Consider the following 15278-nt stretch of genomic DNA (forward strand, 5'->3'; position numbering starts at 1 on the left):
CCGGGCTGCTCATCGCCTCCCGGGGGTCAGGCCCCGGTGAACACCAGCCAGAGCAGCACGCCGTTGAGGGTGATCAGGAAGACGGACGCCGCGATGCCCGCGGCCGTCGTCGCCCAGTGGTTCCTCCACCGCCCGAGCACGCCGGCCTTCGCGGTGAGTGCCACGAGCGGGATGAGGGCGAAGGGGATGCCGAACGAGAGCACCACCTGGCTGAGCACGAGGGAGATGGTCGGGTCGAACCCGAGCCAGAGGATCGTGAGCGCCGGGATCAGGGTCACGAGTCGCCGGAAGATCAGCGGCACCCTGATGTGCAGCAGCCCGTGCATGATCTCTGCGCCGGCGTATGCGCCGACCGAGGTCGAGGCGAGACCGGAGGCGAGCAGGCCGACGGCGAAGAGGGTCGCGATGACCGGGCCGAGTGCGACGCCGAGTGCCGCGTAGGCGCCCTCGAGACTGTCGGTGCCCTCGACGCCCGCGAGGTTGACGGCCGCGAGCAGCAGGATGCACAGGTTCACCGTGCCGGCGATCGCCATCGCGATCGAGACGTCCCAGCGGGTGGCGCGCAGCAGCAGTCCCGTCGGCACGTCGGTCGCCGTGCCGGGCAGCAGTTCGGGCGCCTCGGAACGGCGGCTGATGCCGAAGCCGTGCCAGCTCGTCTTGCCTGTGCTGGTCGACCCTGTGCTGGTCGAGCCCCCTGCGCTGGTCGAGCCTGTGCTGGTCGACCCTGTGCTGGTCGAGCCCCCTGTGCTGGTCGAGCCTGTCGAGACCCCGCCGGGCGAGGTGGTGAGCTGCGCGGCGCGGCGCGTGACGAAGCGGTCGCGGCTGAGGGCGGAGTGCGCGTAGATCGCGTGCGGCATGATCGTGGCGCCGAGGATGGACGCGGCGAGCAGCACCGAGTTCGCGTCGGCGAAGCGCGGCACGAGTCCGCCGAGGAGCCCGGCCGGGTCGGGCGGCGCCACGAACACGCCGACGGTGAAGCCGATCGCGATGATGATGAGCAGCCCCATGATCACGAACTCGAAGGTGCGCGGCCCGCGCCGCGACTGCAGCACGAGCAGCCCGATCGAGACGGCGCCGGTGATGAGCCCGCCCCACACGAGCGGCACGCCGAAGAGCAGATTGAGCGCGACGGCGCCGCCGATGACCTCGGCGAGGTCGGTCGCCATCGCGACGAGCTCTGCCTGCAGCCAGTAGGCGCGACGGCCCCAGCGGTTGCGGATGGTGCCGCCCAGCACCTCGGGCAGGCTCCGGCCGGTGACGATGCCGAGCTTCGCCGAGAGGTACTGGATGAGCCACGCCATGACGTTGCCGAGCACGACGACCCATACGAGCAGGTAGCCGTACTGCGCCCCCGCGGTCATGTTGCTCGCGACGTTGCCGGGGTCGAGGTAGGCGACGCCCGCGACGAGGGCCGGGCCGATCAGCCAGGCCACGCGGGGCACGGATGCCGCGCGCCCGCGTTGCCCGGCGGGGTCGCGCTCGGGGACGGGGTCGTTCGCGGTCGTCTCGTCGTCGAGCGTTTTCGGCATACCGAAAACATAGCAAGATTTCGGTGTACCGAAAAGTCCCGGAATGGTCGTGAGTCGTCCGTCAGGCCATCCGTCCCGTGTTGATCTGCTGCGGTGCCCGTGGCTGCTGTTCGGGGGTCGCGAGCGCCTGTTTCAGGGTCTCGCGGGCTCTCGCGTACTTGCCCCTGGCCGTTGACGCGTTGATGCTCAGCATCGTCGCGGCCTCGGCGATGCTGAACCCATCCCAGTGGATCAGGCGAACGAGCTCCGCCTGCGGGGGAGGGAGCCGGGCGATCGCCGCCGCGACATCGAGGCGGACATCGGGATCCGGTGTTCGCTGCACGGAAAGCTCGGTTCGGAGCCGTTCGAGCGCCGCAGATCGCCGTCGGCGCGAGCGCGTCGCGTTCGCGATCACGTTGCGGAGCACGACGAAGAGGTACATCCGTGCTGCGGTCGGATCGGACGGCACGCGTGCGCTCCGCCGCCAGACGATCTCGAGCGCGTCGCCGAGCGCGTCTGCCGCGTCGGGGCGGTGCGGCACGCGACGCTCGGCGAAGACGAGCAGGTCGGAGAGATTCTGCGCGATGATCCGCTCGAGCGCATCGTCGTGGCCTTGCCGTCGACTCATGCGTCGCCGCGCTCGCAGGTCGACCTGAGCTGCATCTCGACCTGCACGATACCCGCCGCCGCAAAAGCATCGTCGAGGGCACGGCGGAGTGCCGCTTCGACGGCATACGTCTCGAAGTCGACCGGTGAGAGCACGAGGAACGAGAACGGATCATCCACCTCGAGCTCCGCGCGTGCATCGCCGACGATCTCGTCGATCCCCGCCTGTGAGAGGTCGAGGCTGTCGGCGGCGCCCATCGCCGCGGCGTACATCTCGTCTTCCGTCTTGATGAGGCCGTTGCGCCACTGGTGGTAGTCCAGCCCGAGCAGCACCGTGCACTCGCCGCCGACCTCGCTCGTGTACGTGATGGTGCGATCCACTTCCCAGCCGAGGAACTGCCTGACCGCCGGCAACGCCATCGCCGCGCTCGTTCCCGCGCCCGCGAGCATGAGCACGCCCACCACGCCGACCGTGCCGAACCAGCGCCGCCGGTGCTTTCGTGAGGCGCGGGCCTCTGCGCTCATCGCGCCCATGGCCCCGACGACCACGGGGGTCCGCTCGGCAGCGACCGGCCGGCTCGCGCCGAGCTGTTCATCGAGCAATCGATCATCCATCAGTTCGAACCGTCCTCACGCCCATCCTGGCCTCTACCCCGTACATGTCCGCTGGGGAGGGGAATGTCCTCGATCGGCGGGGATCGGATGATGTAGGCATCTGGCGAGCACCCCGCGGACGAGGGTCTGACGGCGACGTCGCCGGAGGAGTAGCGTCGCGACATCGGCGCCGCGCCCGAGCCGCGGATGCGCCGATGAATCAGGCAATCACCAATGGAGGTGGAGTGCTATGAAGCGCGTGACAATCGGATGCATCGTCGCGGTGGGACTCGTTCTGGGCGGCGCGGGCACCGCGTACGCCGGTGAGACCAACGGCCACGGCGGTGACGCACAGGGAGCATCGCACGCCTCGTCGGCGTGCGCGTTCTCCGGACGGGACCTGCCCGACACGGTCGAGGGGAATCCTCCGGGATTCGACGACGACCACTACACGGGCGGACACGTGCAGAGCTACGGCATGTACGTGCGAGCCGGAGACAAGGCGAACTTCCCGAGCCCGGGCGACGCCTGCCGCGGCAACGTCTCGTTCGAGGAGTAGACCCGCTGCTCACCGCATGACGCGGCCCGGTGCGCACGCACCGGGCCGTACCCTTGCAGGGTGGAAGCCGAATCGACGCCAGAACCCGCCCTGACCCACGGCGTCGGCCCGTGGCCGGGCGGTGAGGCCGAATGGCCCGACGACCCGCACTTCGACGCCGAGCTGCTCGAGCACGGCGACACGCGCAATGTGATCGACCGGTACCGGTACTGGCGCATGGACGCGATCGTCGCCGATCTCGACGAGCACCGGCACCGGTTCCACGTGGCCATCGAGAACTGGCAGCACGACATGAACATCGGTTCGATCGTGCGGAGCGCGAACGCGTTCGCGGCCGACACCGTGCACATCATCGGCCGCCGCCGCTGGAACAAGCGGGGCGCCATGGTCACCGACCGCTACCAGCACGTCGTCTACCACCCGGATGTCGCGGCCTTCGCCGAGTGGGCGCACGAGGCATCCGTGCCCGTGATCGCCGTCGACAACGTCGAGGGTGCCGTGCCGATCGAGGCCTTCGCATGGCCCGAGCGCTGCGTGCTGCTGTTCGGACAGGAGGGTCCGGGGCTCTCGCCCGAAGCGACCGCAGCCGCCGACGCGATCGTCGAGATCACGCAGTACGGCTCGACCCGCTCGCTCAACGCGAGCGCCGCGGCGGCGATCGCCATGCACTCGTGGGTGCTCACGCACGCAGTGCCGCCCGCTGCGGGTTGAGCCTGCCGAAACCTGAGCCCGTCGGGCCGGAGCCCGCCCACGACCGGGTTTCGGCGCGCTCAACCAGCAGATGCCTGCCAGACTGGCCCCGATGACGGTCATCGACAACGCGATCTACCGCGACGGCACGCGCGTCGCGACTCCGGCGACCCTCGACGAGACGTTCGAGCTGCGCGCCGAGCACGGCGGCTTCGCATGGATCGGGCTCTACCGCCCCACCGATGCCGAGCTCGACGCGCTCGCCGCGGAGTTCGGCCTGCACGAGCTCGCCGTCGAAGACACCCGGAAGGGCCACCAGCGGGCCAAGCTCGAGCGCTACGGCGACACCCTCTTCGTGGTGCTGCGCCCCGCCCGCTACCTCGACGAGGTCGAGCAGGTGGAGTTCGGTGAGCTGCACGTGTTCATCGGCCCCGACTTCGCGATCACCATCCGCCATGCCGAGTCGCCGAACCTCGCGCGGGTGCGCCATCGGCTCGAGTCCTCCCCGGAGCTGCTCGCGAAGGGCCCCGAGGCCGTGCTCTACGCCGTGCTCGACGAGGTCGTCGACGAGTACGCGCCGGTCGACTCGGGTCTCGAGAACGACATCGACGAGATCGAGGAGCAGCTCTTCTCGGGCGACCCGGTCGTCACCCGGCGCATCTACGACCTGGCGAGCGAGGTCATGGAGTTCCAGCGGGCCACCCGGCCGCTCGTCGGCATGTTCGACGCCCTCGAGCGGGGCTTCGAGAAGTACGCCATCGATCTCGAGCTGCAGCGCTACCTGCGCGACGTGAAGGACCACGTCATCCGCATCGTCGAGCGCGGCGACACGTTCCGCCAGCTGCTGCAGAACGCCCTGCAGGTGCACTCGACGCTCGTGGCGCAGCGGCAGAACGAGGAGACGAAGGTGCTCTCCGAGGCGGCGGTCGCCCAGAGCGAGCAGGCCAAGAAGGTCTCGAGCTGGGCGGCGATCATCTTCGCGCCGACGCTCGTGGCCGGCATCTACGGCATGAACTTCACCCATATGCCCGAGCTCGACAAACCATGGGGATACCCGTTCGCGGTCGCGCTCATGCTCGCCTTCGCGGGCGTGCTGTACGGGCTCTTCAAGCGCAAGGGCTGGCTCTGACCGACCCCTTCTCTCGACCCGTTCGCCCGGCCTCTTCCCGCGGCATCCGTTCGGCGTTAACGTTGGGGCATGACCGAGATCACCGATGATCTGCCCGCTCGACTCATGCATGAAGAGCACGCCGGATGGCGGGCGATCGTCGAGGGCCGGGGCGGTGAGCACTACCAACGTGCGATGACCCGCGACGCCTTGATGATCGTCGACGGCGCTGCATTCGGGCGTGATGAGATCCTCACGGCGATGCGGAGCGCGCCGCCGTGGGACGAGTACCACCTGCACGAGCCGGCGGTGATCCGGCTCGGCGATCGTGCCGGCATCCTCGTCTACCGGGCGGTCGCGCGTCGGGGCGACGACACCGTGAACCTCCGCATGTCGACGACGTACCTCATCGAGGGCGGCTCCTGGCGGGTGGCGGCGCACCAGCAGACGGCGGCCTGACCGGACGTCTCGGCCGGCCGGCCGGCCGCGGGGTGTGTCCCCCGGTTTGGGGTACGCTCGCCGCGCAGCATCGGCCTACCCTTCAGGTGTGCGCGCTGCCGGGTGCTCCGGCATCAGCACCGGGTGTGTCGCTCCCCATGGCAGCGACAACCGACCCGAACCGAGGGGAGACTCACCGATGTCCACCATCTCACGCCGTCTGACCGCGGGACTGGCCGCAGTGCCGTTCATCGCGCTCAGCGTGCTCGGGGCCGGCGTCGCCGCCAACGCGACGTCACCGGTCGACGGCGACCACAGGGTGCCGTACTGCCACGCCACGCACAGCGCCAAGAACCCGTTCGTCTACATCGAGACCGACAAGATCGCCGTCGTCAAGGCGCATGCGAAGCACCAGGACGAGGAAGACGTCTATCCCGGCTTCTGGTACGACGACCACGGCACTCCGACGTGGTTCGAGGGTCGCGGCGACCCCGACTTCGCCGAGAACGGCTGCACCGGAGAACGTCCTCCGAGCTGAGCACCTGCCCGGCTCGGCGGTCGATCAGCAGGGGGAAGCGATCGACAGCTCGGGTGGGCCGCCCGGGGGGACGGCTCGCCCGAGTGATCTCGCGAACGTGCACGACTCCGCGACGCACGCGATGACCTCGAGGTTCTGCGCGTCGCCTCACACGGGCGCTGTGGCATCCGCCATGCTCCAGAACGAGCGCAGGCGCACGGAGAGCGGTTCTCGTGCCTGCATCGGCAGCGAATGCGTCGTGTCGGGCCAGATCTCGACGGTGGCATTCGGCAGTCGCCTTTCGGCGCGGGTTGCCGCCGGTGCGCCGCCGGCGAGTGAGCGGCTCTCGGCGATCGCGACATACACCGGCATGCGCAGAATCTCCATCTGGGCGGTGGTGAGGGGCCGCGGAGTGGGGAGCCTGCTGACGAAGGTCTCGGATGCGACGGAGATGAGCGTGCCCGTCGGCCCGGCTGTATCGACCTCTTCAGGCGACACTCCGCCGATCGAAGCCAGTGCATGCTCGCGCCAAAGCTGCGGCACCGGCAGGGTTGTCAGCGCCGCCCAGCCGAACAGCGACAGCGGCGGCCACCCGAACGTGAAGACCGGTTCGAGCAGTGTGAGGGACACGAGCCGCTGAGGATGCCGCACCGCGTGGGTCGCCGCGGTCGCGCCGCCGAACGAGTGCCCGACCGTGTGCACCAGGTCGTGGCCGAGTGCGGTGATCGCCTCGTCGAGCCAGAGCGCCTGGTCCGCCGGGGTGCGGAGCGGGACGCGTTGCACCGAGAGGCCGGCGTCGCCGAGCGCGTCGAACGCGATGATCGTCCGTCCGGTCTTGCGGAAGCCGGGAAGGTTCTCGGCCCACATCGGCGCGCCGGCGGTCTTGCCCGGCAGGAGCACGAGCGGCGGCGCGGTGGGCTCGTCGCCGTGCCAGGTGTACGAGCGGACGCACCCGAACGAGGTCGACACGTCGGTGACACGGTCGGGCATCTCGAGTTCGGCCATCGCGGCTTCGTAGGCGGCGATGAACCGCGCCCTGCCCTGTTCGGTTCGGAACGTTCCGAGTCGCACGGCGCCTCCAATCTGCAATACGATCGTATTGTCCAGAGTAGCAAGACGCGCAACGAGACGGAAGAAGCCCCGGATGGACCGACGCATCGACATCATCCATGGCGTCTGGCACACCATCCTGCAGCGGGGCATCGCCGGTGTCTCGTTCCGCGCCGTCGCAGAGGCTGCCGGAGTCTCGGTCGGCCTCGTGCAGCACTACCACCCCTCCAAGGGCGACCTCGTCCGCGCAAGCGCGGCGGCGATGATCGAAGGCTCCTCCACCGCGTATCGTGCCGCCGACCGGTCACCGCTGGAGGCGATCCGCCATCTCGTCGCCCACGCCATCCCGACGTCGGCGCCGGCCCGTGACGGCGTGGTCATCTGGCACGGGTACCTCGCGGCATCCGTCGGCGACGACGAACTCGCCGCGCTGCTGCGAGAGGCCAAGGCGGGGCAGGAGCGCGAGTTGGCGCGGCACCTCTCGGTCGTCGTGCCATCGACCAGGCTCGACTTCGTCGCACGCAGCCTCATCGCATTGGCGGACGGGCTCTCGGCCCGTGTCATCACCGGTGAGCTGGGTGGAACGGATGCCGTCGACACGGCCGAGGCTGCGATCGACGAGTTCATCGGCATGACGATGAAGCGGCCACCCTCGATGTGAGGGCGGCCGCTTCGTCGTCGCGCTGGGCGATCAGTCGGTGCCGAGGTCGAACGCCGAGGCCTCGTTCGCGGCATCCGTCGCGGCTTCGAGGTCGGACTCGGCCGGACCCGCGAGGATCTGCGCCGCGTCGCCGACCGTGAGGTCGCCGACGAGGGCCGCCGTCGCGCCGCCCACCAGGTTGAGGCGTGCGTACTGCTCGAGGCGGGCTCGCGAGTCGGCGATGTCGAGGTTGCGCATCGTGAGCTGGCCGATGCGGTCTTCGGGGCCGAACGCCTGGTCGCCGACGCGCTCCATCGAGAGCTTCTCGGGCTGGTAGCTGAGCGACGGCCCCGTCGTGTTCATGATCGTGTAGTCGTCGCCGCGGCGGAGGCGGAGCGTCACCTCGCCGGTGACGGCCGAGGCGACCCAGCGCACGATCGACTCTCGGAGCATGAGCGACTGCGGGTCGAGCCAGCGGCCCTCGTACATGAGGCGCCCGAGACGGCGGCCTTCGTTGTGGTAGTTCGCGATGGTGTCTTCGTTGTGGATCGCGTTCAGGAGGCGCTCGTAGGCGATGTGCAGCAGGGCCATGCCCGGCGCCTCGTAGATGCCCCGCGACTTCGCCTCGATGATGCGGTTCTCGATCTGGTCGCTCATGCCGAGCCCGTGACGGCCGCCGATGGCGTTCGCCTCGAGCACGAGCGCGACCGCGTCGTCGAACCGCACACCGTTGAGGGCGACCGGGCGGCCCTGCTCGAACGTGACGGTGACGTCTTCGGTGGCGATCTCGACCGACTCGTCCCAGAACTTCACGCCCATGATCGGCTCGACCGTGGTGATGCCCTCGGAGAGCTCTTCGAGCACCTTCGCCTCGTGCGTCGCGCCCCAGATGTTCGCGTCGGTCGAATACGCCTTCTCGGCGGAGGCGCGGTACGGCAGATCGCGCTGCTGCAGCCACTCGCTCATCTCGGCGCGGCCGCCGAGCTCGGTGACGAAGTCGGCGTCGAGCCACGGCTTGTAGATGCGCAGGCGCGGGTTGGCCATGAGGCCGTAGCGGTAGAACCGCTCGATGTCGTTGCCCTTGTAGGTCGACCCGTCGCCCCAGATGTCGACGCCGTCGTCGAGCATCGCGCGAACGAGCAGCGTGCCCGTGACCGCGCGGCCGAGGGGGGTCGTGTTGAAGTAGGCCTTGCCGCCGGAGCGGATGTGGAACGCGCCGCACTGCAGAGCCACGAGGCCCTCTTCGACGAGCGCGGCCCGGCAGTCGACGAGGCGCGAGATCTCGGCGCCGTACTCGATGGCGCGGCCGGGAACGGCCTCGACGTCGGGCTCGTCGGGCTGGCCGAGGTCGGCCGTGTAGGTGCAGGGAACTGCGCCCTTCTCGCGCATCCATGCGACCGCGACCGAGGTGTCGAGGCCGCCGGAGAAGGCGATGCCGACGCGTTCGCCGACGGGCAGGCTGGAGAGGACTTTCGACATGCCCACCAGCCTACTTGCCGGTCGCGCCCTCCGGCTTCGGTCTGTCGTCCGCGAGGGTCTGGCCTTGCCGCTCCTTCGCCAATAGACTCGCGCCACCCGGCCGTGCGGCATCACCGTTGCCGCCGCTCGTCGCATCCTCTGGACGGGCCGGGCCGTGGGCCGAACCGGCCCTCGGACTCCACTCGTGTCGAACGGAGACAGGGATGAACAAATCCAGACTGATCGGGGTGGCCTCAGCCGCCGCCCTGGCGATCGGCCTCATCGGAGCCGCCGCGGCGCCTGCTGTGGCGGCGCCTGCCGCGGCCACAGGGCCCGAAGCCGGCTATCTCGTGCTCGCGCCGCAGGGCAAGAGCGTCGCGAAGGCGGCGGCGCGCGTCGCCGCTGCCGGCGGCACGGTCGTGGCCTCCTACGACCAGATCGGCGTGCTCGTGGTGCGTTCCACGAACACGGCGTTCACCACCGCCGTCGCAGGAGCGGGCGTCCAGTCCGTCGCCTCGACCGAAGGGCTCGGCACCACGCTCGTCGACGACGAGGAGTCCGTCGCCCTCGACGCATCCGCGGTCGAAGCCGCCGGCGACCCGACCGGCGAGCAGTACTGGGGCCTGCAGTGGGACATGACCCAGATCGACGTCGACAAGGCGCACGAGATCACGACGGGTGACCCGTCGGTGGTCGTCGGCGTGCTCGACTCGGGCATCGACGCGACCCACCCCGACCTCGCGACGCAGGTCGCGAAGGACCAGAGCGCCTCGTGCATCGGCGGCGTGGCCGACACGAGTGAAGCGGCATGGAGCCCCACCACCTCCGACCACGGCACGCATGTCGCGGGCACGATCGCGGCCGCGATCAACGGCGTCGGCATCGCGGGCGTCGCGCCCGGCGTGAAGGTCGCCTCGGTCAAGGTCGTCGACGATGCGGGATTCATCTACCCCGAGGCCGCGATCTGCGGCTACCTCTGGGCGGCGGACCACGACATGCCCGTCACCAACAACAGCTACTTCATCGACCCGTGGGAGTTCAACTGCGTGAACGACCCGCGTCAGCGACCGGTCTGGCAGGCCGTGCAGCGTGCGCTCGCGTACTCCACGGCGCAGGGCACCCTCACGGTGGCCTCGGCGGGCAACAGCAACGTCGACCTGCAGCACAAGTTCATCGACTCCTCGAGCCCGAACGACGGCAGCTACCCGGTCGAGGATCGCACCATCACGGGCGCGTGCCGCGACCTGCCTGCTGAGGCGCCGGGTGTCGTGACGGTCTCGGCCGTCGGCCCGAACGAGCAGAAGAGCTACTACTCGTCGTACGGCCTGGGCGTCGTCGACGTGACGGCTCCCGGCGGAGACACCCGCTTCCGCACCGGCGGCGTCTCGTCGACCCCCTCCGACGGCGTGCTCTCGACCGTCTATCCGGGTGGCGGCTGGGGCTACAAGCAGGGCACCTCGATGGCGGGCCCGCACGTGGCCGGCGTCGCGGCGCTCGCGGTGTCGGCGCACCCCGGCATGAAGCCGGGCGCACTCGCGTCGCTGCTCGAGCGCACCTCCGAGTCGCTGCCGTGCCCGGATGGCGTCTTCGAGCCGCGCCCGGGATGGCCGGCCGTCTGCACCGGTGGTGAGCGCAACGGCTTCTACGGAGCCGGCAACATCAACGCACTCAACGTCGTGCAGTAGCAGTCCGAGCGGATTCGCGCGAGGGGCCGGGCCGGATGGTCCGGCCCCTCGTGGGTTTCGATTGCCGCTTCGCTCCTCCTCAGCCCGCGAGAGACCCCGCGATAAGGTGGAGTGTGACTCCAGACCAATCAGCACCGGAGCCCGAGGCCTCGCTCGCCGATGAACCAGAGGTGCGCCAGGCGATCGCCGACGGCGATCGGGCGTCGGTCGCGGCGGTCGTCACGGGACATCCGTCGTCGCCGCTCGCGTGGACCGAACTCGCCGACCTCGCCGATTCCGAGGGACGGACGATCGAGTCCTTCGCCTTCGCCTCCGTCGCCGCCGACCTCGCCCGCGAGCAGCTCACCGCCGGCGGCTGGCAGTCGGGCGACCCCGTCTCGTGGTCCGACGAACCCAACCGCGCCTACCTGCGCGCCCTCGACACCCAGCGCCGTGCCGCTGAGGGCCTCGGCCTCGCCGAGCGTGCCGGCCGCCTGGCCGACGAGCTCGCGGCGGCAGATCCCGAGGCTCCCGCCCGCATCGCGTCGGAGTTCACTCCGACCCAGCTGATCACGATCGTCAGCGCGCACGACCTCGCCGTCGATGCGGCCACCGACCACGCGACATCCGTCGCCACGCAAGCCGGCGACTCCGTCGCCGAACCCGCCGCGCCCGACGCGGCAGGAGAGGACTGACATGCCCGCGGCCGTACTCATCGGTGCACAGTGGGGCGACGAGGGCAAGGGCAAGGCGACCGACCTGCTCGGCTCGCGCCTCGACTACGTCGTCAAGTTCAACGGCGGCAACAACGCCGGCCACACCGTCGTCATCGGTGACGAGAAGTACGCGCTGCACCTGCTGCCGTCGGGCATCCTGACGCCCGGCGTCACGCCGGTCATCGGCAACGGCGTCGTAGTCGACGTCGAGGTGCTCTTCGAAGAGCTCGAGGGCCTCGAGGCGCGCGGCGTCGACGTCTCGAAGCTGCGCATCTCGGCCAACGCCCACCTCATCACGCAGTATCACCGCACCCTCGACAAGGTGACGGAGCGCTTCCTCGGCAAGCGCCAGATCGGCACCACCGGCCGGGGCATCGGCCCTGCCTACGCCGACAAGATCAACCGTGTCGGCATCCGCATGCAGGACCTCTTCGACGAGAACATCCTGCGGCAGAAGGTCGAGGGCGCGCTCGACCAGAAGAACCACCTGCTCGTGAAGATCTACAACCGTCGGGCGATCTCCGTCGACGAGATCGTCGACGAGATGCTGGCCTACGTCGACCGCCTGCGCCCGATGGTCACCGACACCGCACTGCTCCTGCACCAGGCGCTCGAGCGCAACGAGACGGTGCTCTTCGAGGGCGGCCAGGCGACGATGCTCGACGTCGACCACGGCACCTACCCCTTCGTGACCTCGTCGAATGCGACGAGCGGCGGGGCGATCACCGGTTCGGGCATCGCGCCGAACAAGATCGACCGCGTCATCGCCGTGATCAAGGCCTACACGACCCGCGTCGGCGCCGGCCCGTTCCCGACCGAGCTCTTCGACGAGTGGGGCGACTTCCTCACCGAGCAGGGTCATGAGTTCGGCACCACGACGGGTCGCAAGCGCCGCACCGGCTGGTACGACGCGCCGATCGCCCGGTACTCGGCGCGCATCAACGGCGTCACCGACTTCGTGCTCACCAAGCTCGACGTGCTCACCGGCATCGAGCGCATCCCCGTCGCCGTCGCGTACGACGTCGACGGTCAGCGCTTCGACGAGGTGCCGGTCTCGCAGTCCGACTTCCACCACGCGAAGCCGATCTACGAGGAGTTCCCCGGCTGGACCGAGGACATCTCGGGTGCTCGTGAGTTCTCCGACCTGCCTGCGAACGCGCAGTCCTACGTGCGCGAGCTCGAGGCGATGAGCGGGTCCCGCATCTCGGCCATCGGCGTCGGCCCCGGCCGCGACGAGATCGTCACGCTGCACGACCTGCTCGGCTGAGTGCCGCCGGCCTGCGCGGGCTCGCTCGGCACCGACGACGAAGGGGGCGGATGTCCGTGACATCCGCCCCTTTCCCTCTGTCTGGCGTGTCTACGGCGTGACGATGTCGAACGCGTCGTCGCCCGGGTCGATGACCCCGAGCAGCCGCTCGAGCACCGAGGCGTCGCCCTCGGTCGAGACGCCCGCCGAGGTGGAGTCGCCGCCGAGGAGCGCCAGGAGGCGGCCCTTCGTGAGGCTGAGGGTCAGTTCGACGTCGCCCGCGCCGTTCTCGAGGTAGATCAGCACGCCGTTGCGGAGCGTGACCCGGAAGCGGCGGTCGAGGTCGGTCAGCACGATCGCGAACGCGAGGTCGAGGTCCCAGGCCTTGGGGCCGTCGACCTTGATCGCGATGGAATCGAGCAGCTGCTCGGGGCTGAGCTGAGCCACCATCGACGGGGCACTGGTCTTCGTCGGCGTGCCGAAGTTGCCGACGCGCAGCTCGGTCGCTCCCGAGAGGAAGAAGTTGCGCCAGGTGCCGTTCTCGGCGCCGTAGGCCAGCTGCTCGAGCGTGTCGGCGTAGAGCGCCCGAGCGGTCTCGTGGTGCTCGTCGACGAACACGGCGTGGTCGAGCAGCGTCGCCGCCCACCGGAAGTCGCCGGCGTCGAACGCGGCCTGCGCGAGCTCGACCACGCGGTCGATGCCGCCGATCGCGTCGACGTAGCGCGCGGCGATCGCGCCCGGGGGGTGCGGCCAGAGCCGGGCCGGGTTGCCGTCGAACCAGCCGAGGTAACGCTGCACGATCGCCTTGACGTTGTGGCTCACCGAGCCGTAGTAGCCGCGCGTGTGCCACGCCTGGTCGAGGGCCGGTGGCAGTTCGAAGTCCTCGGCCGCCTCCGCGGCCGTGTAGCCGCGGTTCACGAGGCGCAGGGTCTGGTCGTGCAGGTACGCGTAGAGGTCTCGCTGCGTCGACAGGAACTCGACGATGTCGTCGCGGCCCCAGGTCGGCCAGTGGTGCGAGGCGAAGACGGCGTCGGTGCGGTCGGCGTACCGCGTGATCGCCTCGGTGACGTACTGCGACCACACGTGCGGGTCGCGCACGACGGCACCGCGGAGCGTCAGCAGGTTGTGCAAGTTGTGCGTCGCGTTCTCGGCCATGCAGAGTGCGCGGTAGCGAGGGAAGTAGAAGTGCATCTCCGACGGCGCTTCGGTTCCCGGCGCCATCTGGAACTCGATCTCGACGCCGTCGACGGTGTGCGTCTCGCCGGTCGTCGTGATCTCGAGCGTCGGCACGATCATGCCGATGACACCGGTCGACGTGGTCTGGCCGAGGCCGGCGCCCACTGCACCCTGCGGCCCGCGCTCGAGCGCGGCGCCGTACATGTAACCGGCGCGCCTCGCCATCGCCGTTCCGGCGTAGACGTTCTCGGCGACGGCGTGCTCGACGAAGCCCTCGGGGGCGATGATCTGCACCGTTCCGGCGTCGACCTCGGCCTGCGACGTCACCCCGAAGATGCCGCCGAAGTGGTCGACGTGCGAGTGGGTGTGGATGACGGCGACGACCTTGCGGTCGCCGCGGTTCGCGCGGTACAGCGCGATGGCGGCGGCGGCGGTCTCGGTCGAGATCAGCGGGTCGATCACGATGATGCCCGTGTCGCCCTCGACGATCGTCATGTTCGAGAGGTCGAGGCCCCGAAGCTGGTAGACGCCCTCGACGACCTCGTAGAGGCCCTGCCGCGCGACGAGCTGCGATTGGCGCCAGAGGCTCGGATGCACTGTGTCGGGCGCCTCTCCCGCGAGGAAGGCGTAGCTGTCGTTGTCCCACACGACCTCGCCGGCGTCGCCCCGCACCACGCCGGGTTCGAGTGCGGCGATGAATCCTCGATCCGCGTTCTCGAAGTCACGCGTGTCGTCGAACGGCAGCTGTGCGAGCGCCGCCGCCTGCTGTGCCCGGATGGTGTCCGTAGCCGGCTTGTGATCCATTGATGAAGTTCCCCCTTCACGGGCGTAGATCGCCCTCTGCCATCGTGGCGATCACCCCCACCGACCGCAAGGGAACGGGCTATGGCGAGCAGGTCCCGATTCCGGAGACGACGAAGGGGGCGGATGTCCGTGACATCCGCCCCCTTCGTCGCGTGACGACTACTTCTCGGTGCCGACGGCCCCGTCGATGTTCTCGCGAACGCCATCGACCTTGTCGTGGTGCTCTTCGGGCAGAACCTTCTTGGCGGCCTCGGTGACGCCGTCGAGCAGCTTGTCGCTGATGTCTTCCGCCTGCTCGCTGTCCAGCGCCTCGGCGATCTTGTCCTTGTTCTCCTCGATGAAGTCTTGCGCCTTCTTCGTGATGTCGTCCAGAGAACCCATGGCCCCCCACCTTTCGTTCGTCGTGGTCTTGCTCCCGTCATCGTAGGGGCGGCTCGGGCGGATGGGAAGGGCGGCGGCACGGGGTGACGAATGTGTCGCCCGCGCGTCATGTTCTCGTCACCG

General features: G+C 69.6%; 16 protein-coding genes. 9 read left to right on the forward strand and 7 right to left on the reverse strand.

Annotated features, from left to right (window positions below):
* Positions 1 to 26 precede the first annotated feature (26 nt).
* The 3 genes from BUR99_RS06695 to BUR99_RS06705 all read right to left on the reverse strand — a co-directional run bounded on the left by BUR99_RS06695 (position 27) and on the right by BUR99_RS06705 (position 2729).
* Positions 27 to 1529: an Nramp family divalent metal transporter gene (locus BUR99_RS06695; RefSeq protein ID WP_084183749.1), complete on the reverse strand. Its 1503-nt coding sequence runs from the start codon at positions 1527 to 1529 to the stop codon at positions 27 to 29.
* Positions 1530 to 1590: 61 nt separating this feature from the next.
* Positions 1591 to 2136: an RNA polymerase sigma factor gene (locus BUR99_RS06700; protein WP_074259627.1), complete on the reverse strand. Its 546-nt coding sequence runs from the start codon at positions 2134 to 2136 to the stop codon at positions 1591 to 1593.
* Positions 2133 to 2729 carry a hypothetical protein gene (locus BUR99_RS06705; protein WP_074259628.1) on the reverse strand — a complete coding sequence of 199 codons (597 nt, stop codon included), beginning with the start codon at positions 2727 to 2729 and terminating at the stop codon, positions 2133 to 2135. The genes BUR99_RS06700 and BUR99_RS06705 overlap by 4 nt, the downstream gene beginning before the upstream one ends.
* A 229-nt stretch (positions 2730 to 2958) precedes the next feature.
* Here BUR99_RS06705 and BUR99_RS06710 point away from each other — a divergent pair, with 229 nt between their 5' ends.
* The 5 genes from BUR99_RS06710 to BUR99_RS06730 all read left to right on the forward strand — a co-directional run bounded on the left by BUR99_RS06710 (position 2959) and on the right by BUR99_RS06730 (position 6041).
* The gene (locus tag BUR99_RS06710) at positions 2959 to 3267 is read left to right on the forward strand and encodes a hypothetical protein (protein ID WP_074259629.1); all 309 of its coding nucleotides are present in this window, start codon (positions 2959 to 2961) and stop codon (positions 3265 to 3267) included.
* 60 nt (positions 3268 to 3327) lie between these two features.
* Positions 3328 to 3978, forward strand: coding sequence for a TrmH family RNA methyltransferase (locus tag BUR99_RS06715; RefSeq protein WP_074259630.1), 651 nt, complete (start codon positions 3328 to 3330; stop codon positions 3976 to 3978).
* A 91-nt stretch (positions 3979 to 4069) separates the two neighbouring features.
* Positions 4070 to 5086: a magnesium and cobalt transport protein CorA gene (locus tag BUR99_RS06720; protein ID WP_074259631.1), complete on the forward strand. Its 1017-nt coding sequence runs from the start codon at positions 4070 to 4072 to the stop codon at positions 5084 to 5086.
* A 69-nt stretch (positions 5087 to 5155) separates the two neighbouring features.
* Positions 5156 to 5524, forward strand: coding sequence for a nuclear transport factor 2 family protein (locus BUR99_RS06725; protein WP_074259632.1), 369 nt, complete (start codon positions 5156 to 5158; stop codon positions 5522 to 5524).
* Between the two features lie 178 nt (positions 5525 to 5702).
* Complete coding sequence (locus BUR99_RS06730; protein WP_074259633.1) at positions 5703 to 6041, forward strand: hypothetical protein; 339 nt, start codon at positions 5703 to 5705, stop codon at positions 6039 to 6041.
* A gap of 147 nt (positions 6042 to 6188) precedes the next feature.
* Here BUR99_RS06730 and BUR99_RS06735 read toward each other — a convergent pair whose 3' ends face one another.
* The gene (locus BUR99_RS06735; protein ID WP_200802699.1) at positions 6189 to 7091 is read right to left on the reverse strand and encodes an alpha/beta fold hydrolase; all 903 of its coding nucleotides are present in this window, start codon (positions 7089 to 7091) and stop codon (positions 6189 to 6191) included.
* Between the two features lie 73 nt (positions 7092 to 7164).
* Between BUR99_RS06735 and BUR99_RS19900 the strand changes: the two genes are divergently transcribed.
* Positions 7165 to 7731 carry a TetR/AcrR family transcriptional regulator gene (locus BUR99_RS19900; protein ID WP_074260250.1) on the forward strand — a complete coding sequence of 189 codons (567 nt, stop codon included), beginning with the start codon at positions 7165 to 7167 and terminating at the stop codon, positions 7729 to 7731.
* 30 nt (positions 7732 to 7761) lie between these two features.
* Here BUR99_RS19900 and argG read toward each other — a convergent pair whose 3' ends face one another.
* Complete coding sequence (argG, locus tag BUR99_RS06745; RefSeq protein WP_074259635.1) at positions 7762 to 9189, reverse strand: argininosuccinate synthase; 1428 nt, start codon at positions 9187 to 9189, stop codon at positions 7762 to 7764.
* Positions 9190 to 9392: 203 nt separating this feature from the next.
* Here argG and BUR99_RS06750 point away from each other — a divergent pair, with 203 nt between their 5' ends.
* The 3 genes from BUR99_RS06750 (at position 9393) to BUR99_RS06760 (ending at position 12815) form a co-directional block, all read left to right on the forward strand.
* Positions 9393 to 10853 (forward strand): S8 family peptidase, encoded by a 1461-nt coding sequence (locus BUR99_RS06750; protein ID WP_074259636.1) that lies wholly within the window; start codon positions 9393 to 9395, stop codon positions 10851 to 10853.
* Positions 10854 to 10966: 113 nt separating this feature from the next.
* Positions 10967 to 11527, forward strand: a complete 561-nt coding sequence (locus BUR99_RS19905; RefSeq protein WP_234980774.1) for a DUF3151 family protein — start codon at positions 10967 to 10969, stop codon at positions 11525 to 11527.
* 1 nt (position 11528) lies between these two features.
* Positions 11529 to 12815, forward strand: coding sequence for an adenylosuccinate synthase (locus BUR99_RS06760; protein WP_074259638.1), 1287 nt, complete (start codon positions 11529 to 11531; stop codon positions 12813 to 12815).
* 90 nt (positions 12816 to 12905) lie between these two features.
* Here the strand turns inward: BUR99_RS06760 and BUR99_RS06765 are convergent, their stop codons facing one another.
* Complete coding sequence (locus tag BUR99_RS06765) at positions 12906 to 14774, reverse strand: alkyl/aryl-sulfatase (protein ID WP_074259639.1); 1869 nt, start codon at positions 14772 to 14774, stop codon at positions 12906 to 12908.
* A 159-nt stretch (positions 14775 to 14933) separates the two neighbouring features.
* Complete coding sequence (locus BUR99_RS06770; protein WP_074259640.1) at positions 14934 to 15155, reverse strand: Rv0909 family putative TA system antitoxin; 222 nt, start codon at positions 15153 to 15155, stop codon at positions 14934 to 14936.
* Positions 15156 to 15278: the final 123 nt, after the last annotated feature.

It is taken from the genome of Agromyces cerinus subsp. cerinus (genome assembly GCF_900142065.1).
Lineage (GTDB): Bacteria > Actinomycetota > Actinomycetes > Actinomycetales > Microbacteriaceae > Agromyces > Agromyces cerinus.

Bases quoted from the DNA above. Each gene is read 5' to 3' on its own strand.
- BUR99_RS06750 (WP_074259636.1), top strand. From the start codon at position 9,393: ATGAACAAATCCAGACTGATCGGGGTGGCCTCAGCCGCCGCCCTGGCG.
- BUR99_RS06695 (WP_084183749.1), bottom strand. From the start codon at position 1,529: ATGCCGAAAACGCTCGACGACGAGACGACCGCGAACGACCCCGTCCCC.
- BUR99_RS06710 (WP_074259629.1), top strand. From the start codon at position 2,959: ATGAAGCGCGTGACAATCGGATGCATCGTCGCGGTGGGACTCGTTCTG.
- BUR99_RS06770 (WP_074259640.1), bottom strand. From the start codon at position 15,155: ATGGGTTCTCTGGACGACATCACGAAGAAGGCGCAAGACTTCATCGAG.
- argG (WP_074259635.1), bottom strand. From the start codon at position 9,189: ATGTCGAAAGTCCTCTCCAGCCTGCCCGTCGGCGAACGCGTCGGCATC.
- BUR99_RS06730 (WP_074259633.1), top strand. From the start codon at position 5,703: ATGTCCACCATCTCACGCCGTCTGACCGCGGGACTGGCCGCAGTGCCG.
- BUR99_RS19900 (WP_074260250.1), top strand. From the start codon at position 7,165: ATGGACCGACGCATCGACATCATCCATGGCGTCTGGCACACCATCCTG.
- BUR99_RS06765 (WP_074259639.1), bottom strand. From the start codon at position 14,774: ATGGATCACAAGCCGGCTACGGACACCATCCGGGCACAGCAGGCGGCG.
- BUR99_RS06725 (WP_074259632.1), top strand. From the start codon at position 5,156: ATGACCGAGATCACCGATGATCTGCCCGCTCGACTCATGCATGAAGAG.
- BUR99_RS06760 (WP_074259638.1), top strand. From the start codon at position 11,529: ATGCCCGCGGCCGTACTCATCGGTGCACAGTGGGGCGACGAGGGCAAG.
- BUR99_RS06705 (WP_074259628.1), bottom strand. From the start codon at position 2,729: ATGGATGATCGATTGCTCGATGAACAGCTCGGCGCGAGCCGGCCGGTC.
- BUR99_RS06700 (WP_074259627.1), bottom strand. From the start codon at position 2,136: ATGAGTCGACGGCAAGGCCACGACGATGCGCTCGAGCGGATCATCGCG.
- BUR99_RS06720 (WP_074259631.1), top strand. From the start codon at position 4,070: ATGACGGTCATCGACAACGCGATCTACCGCGACGGCACGCGCGTCGCG.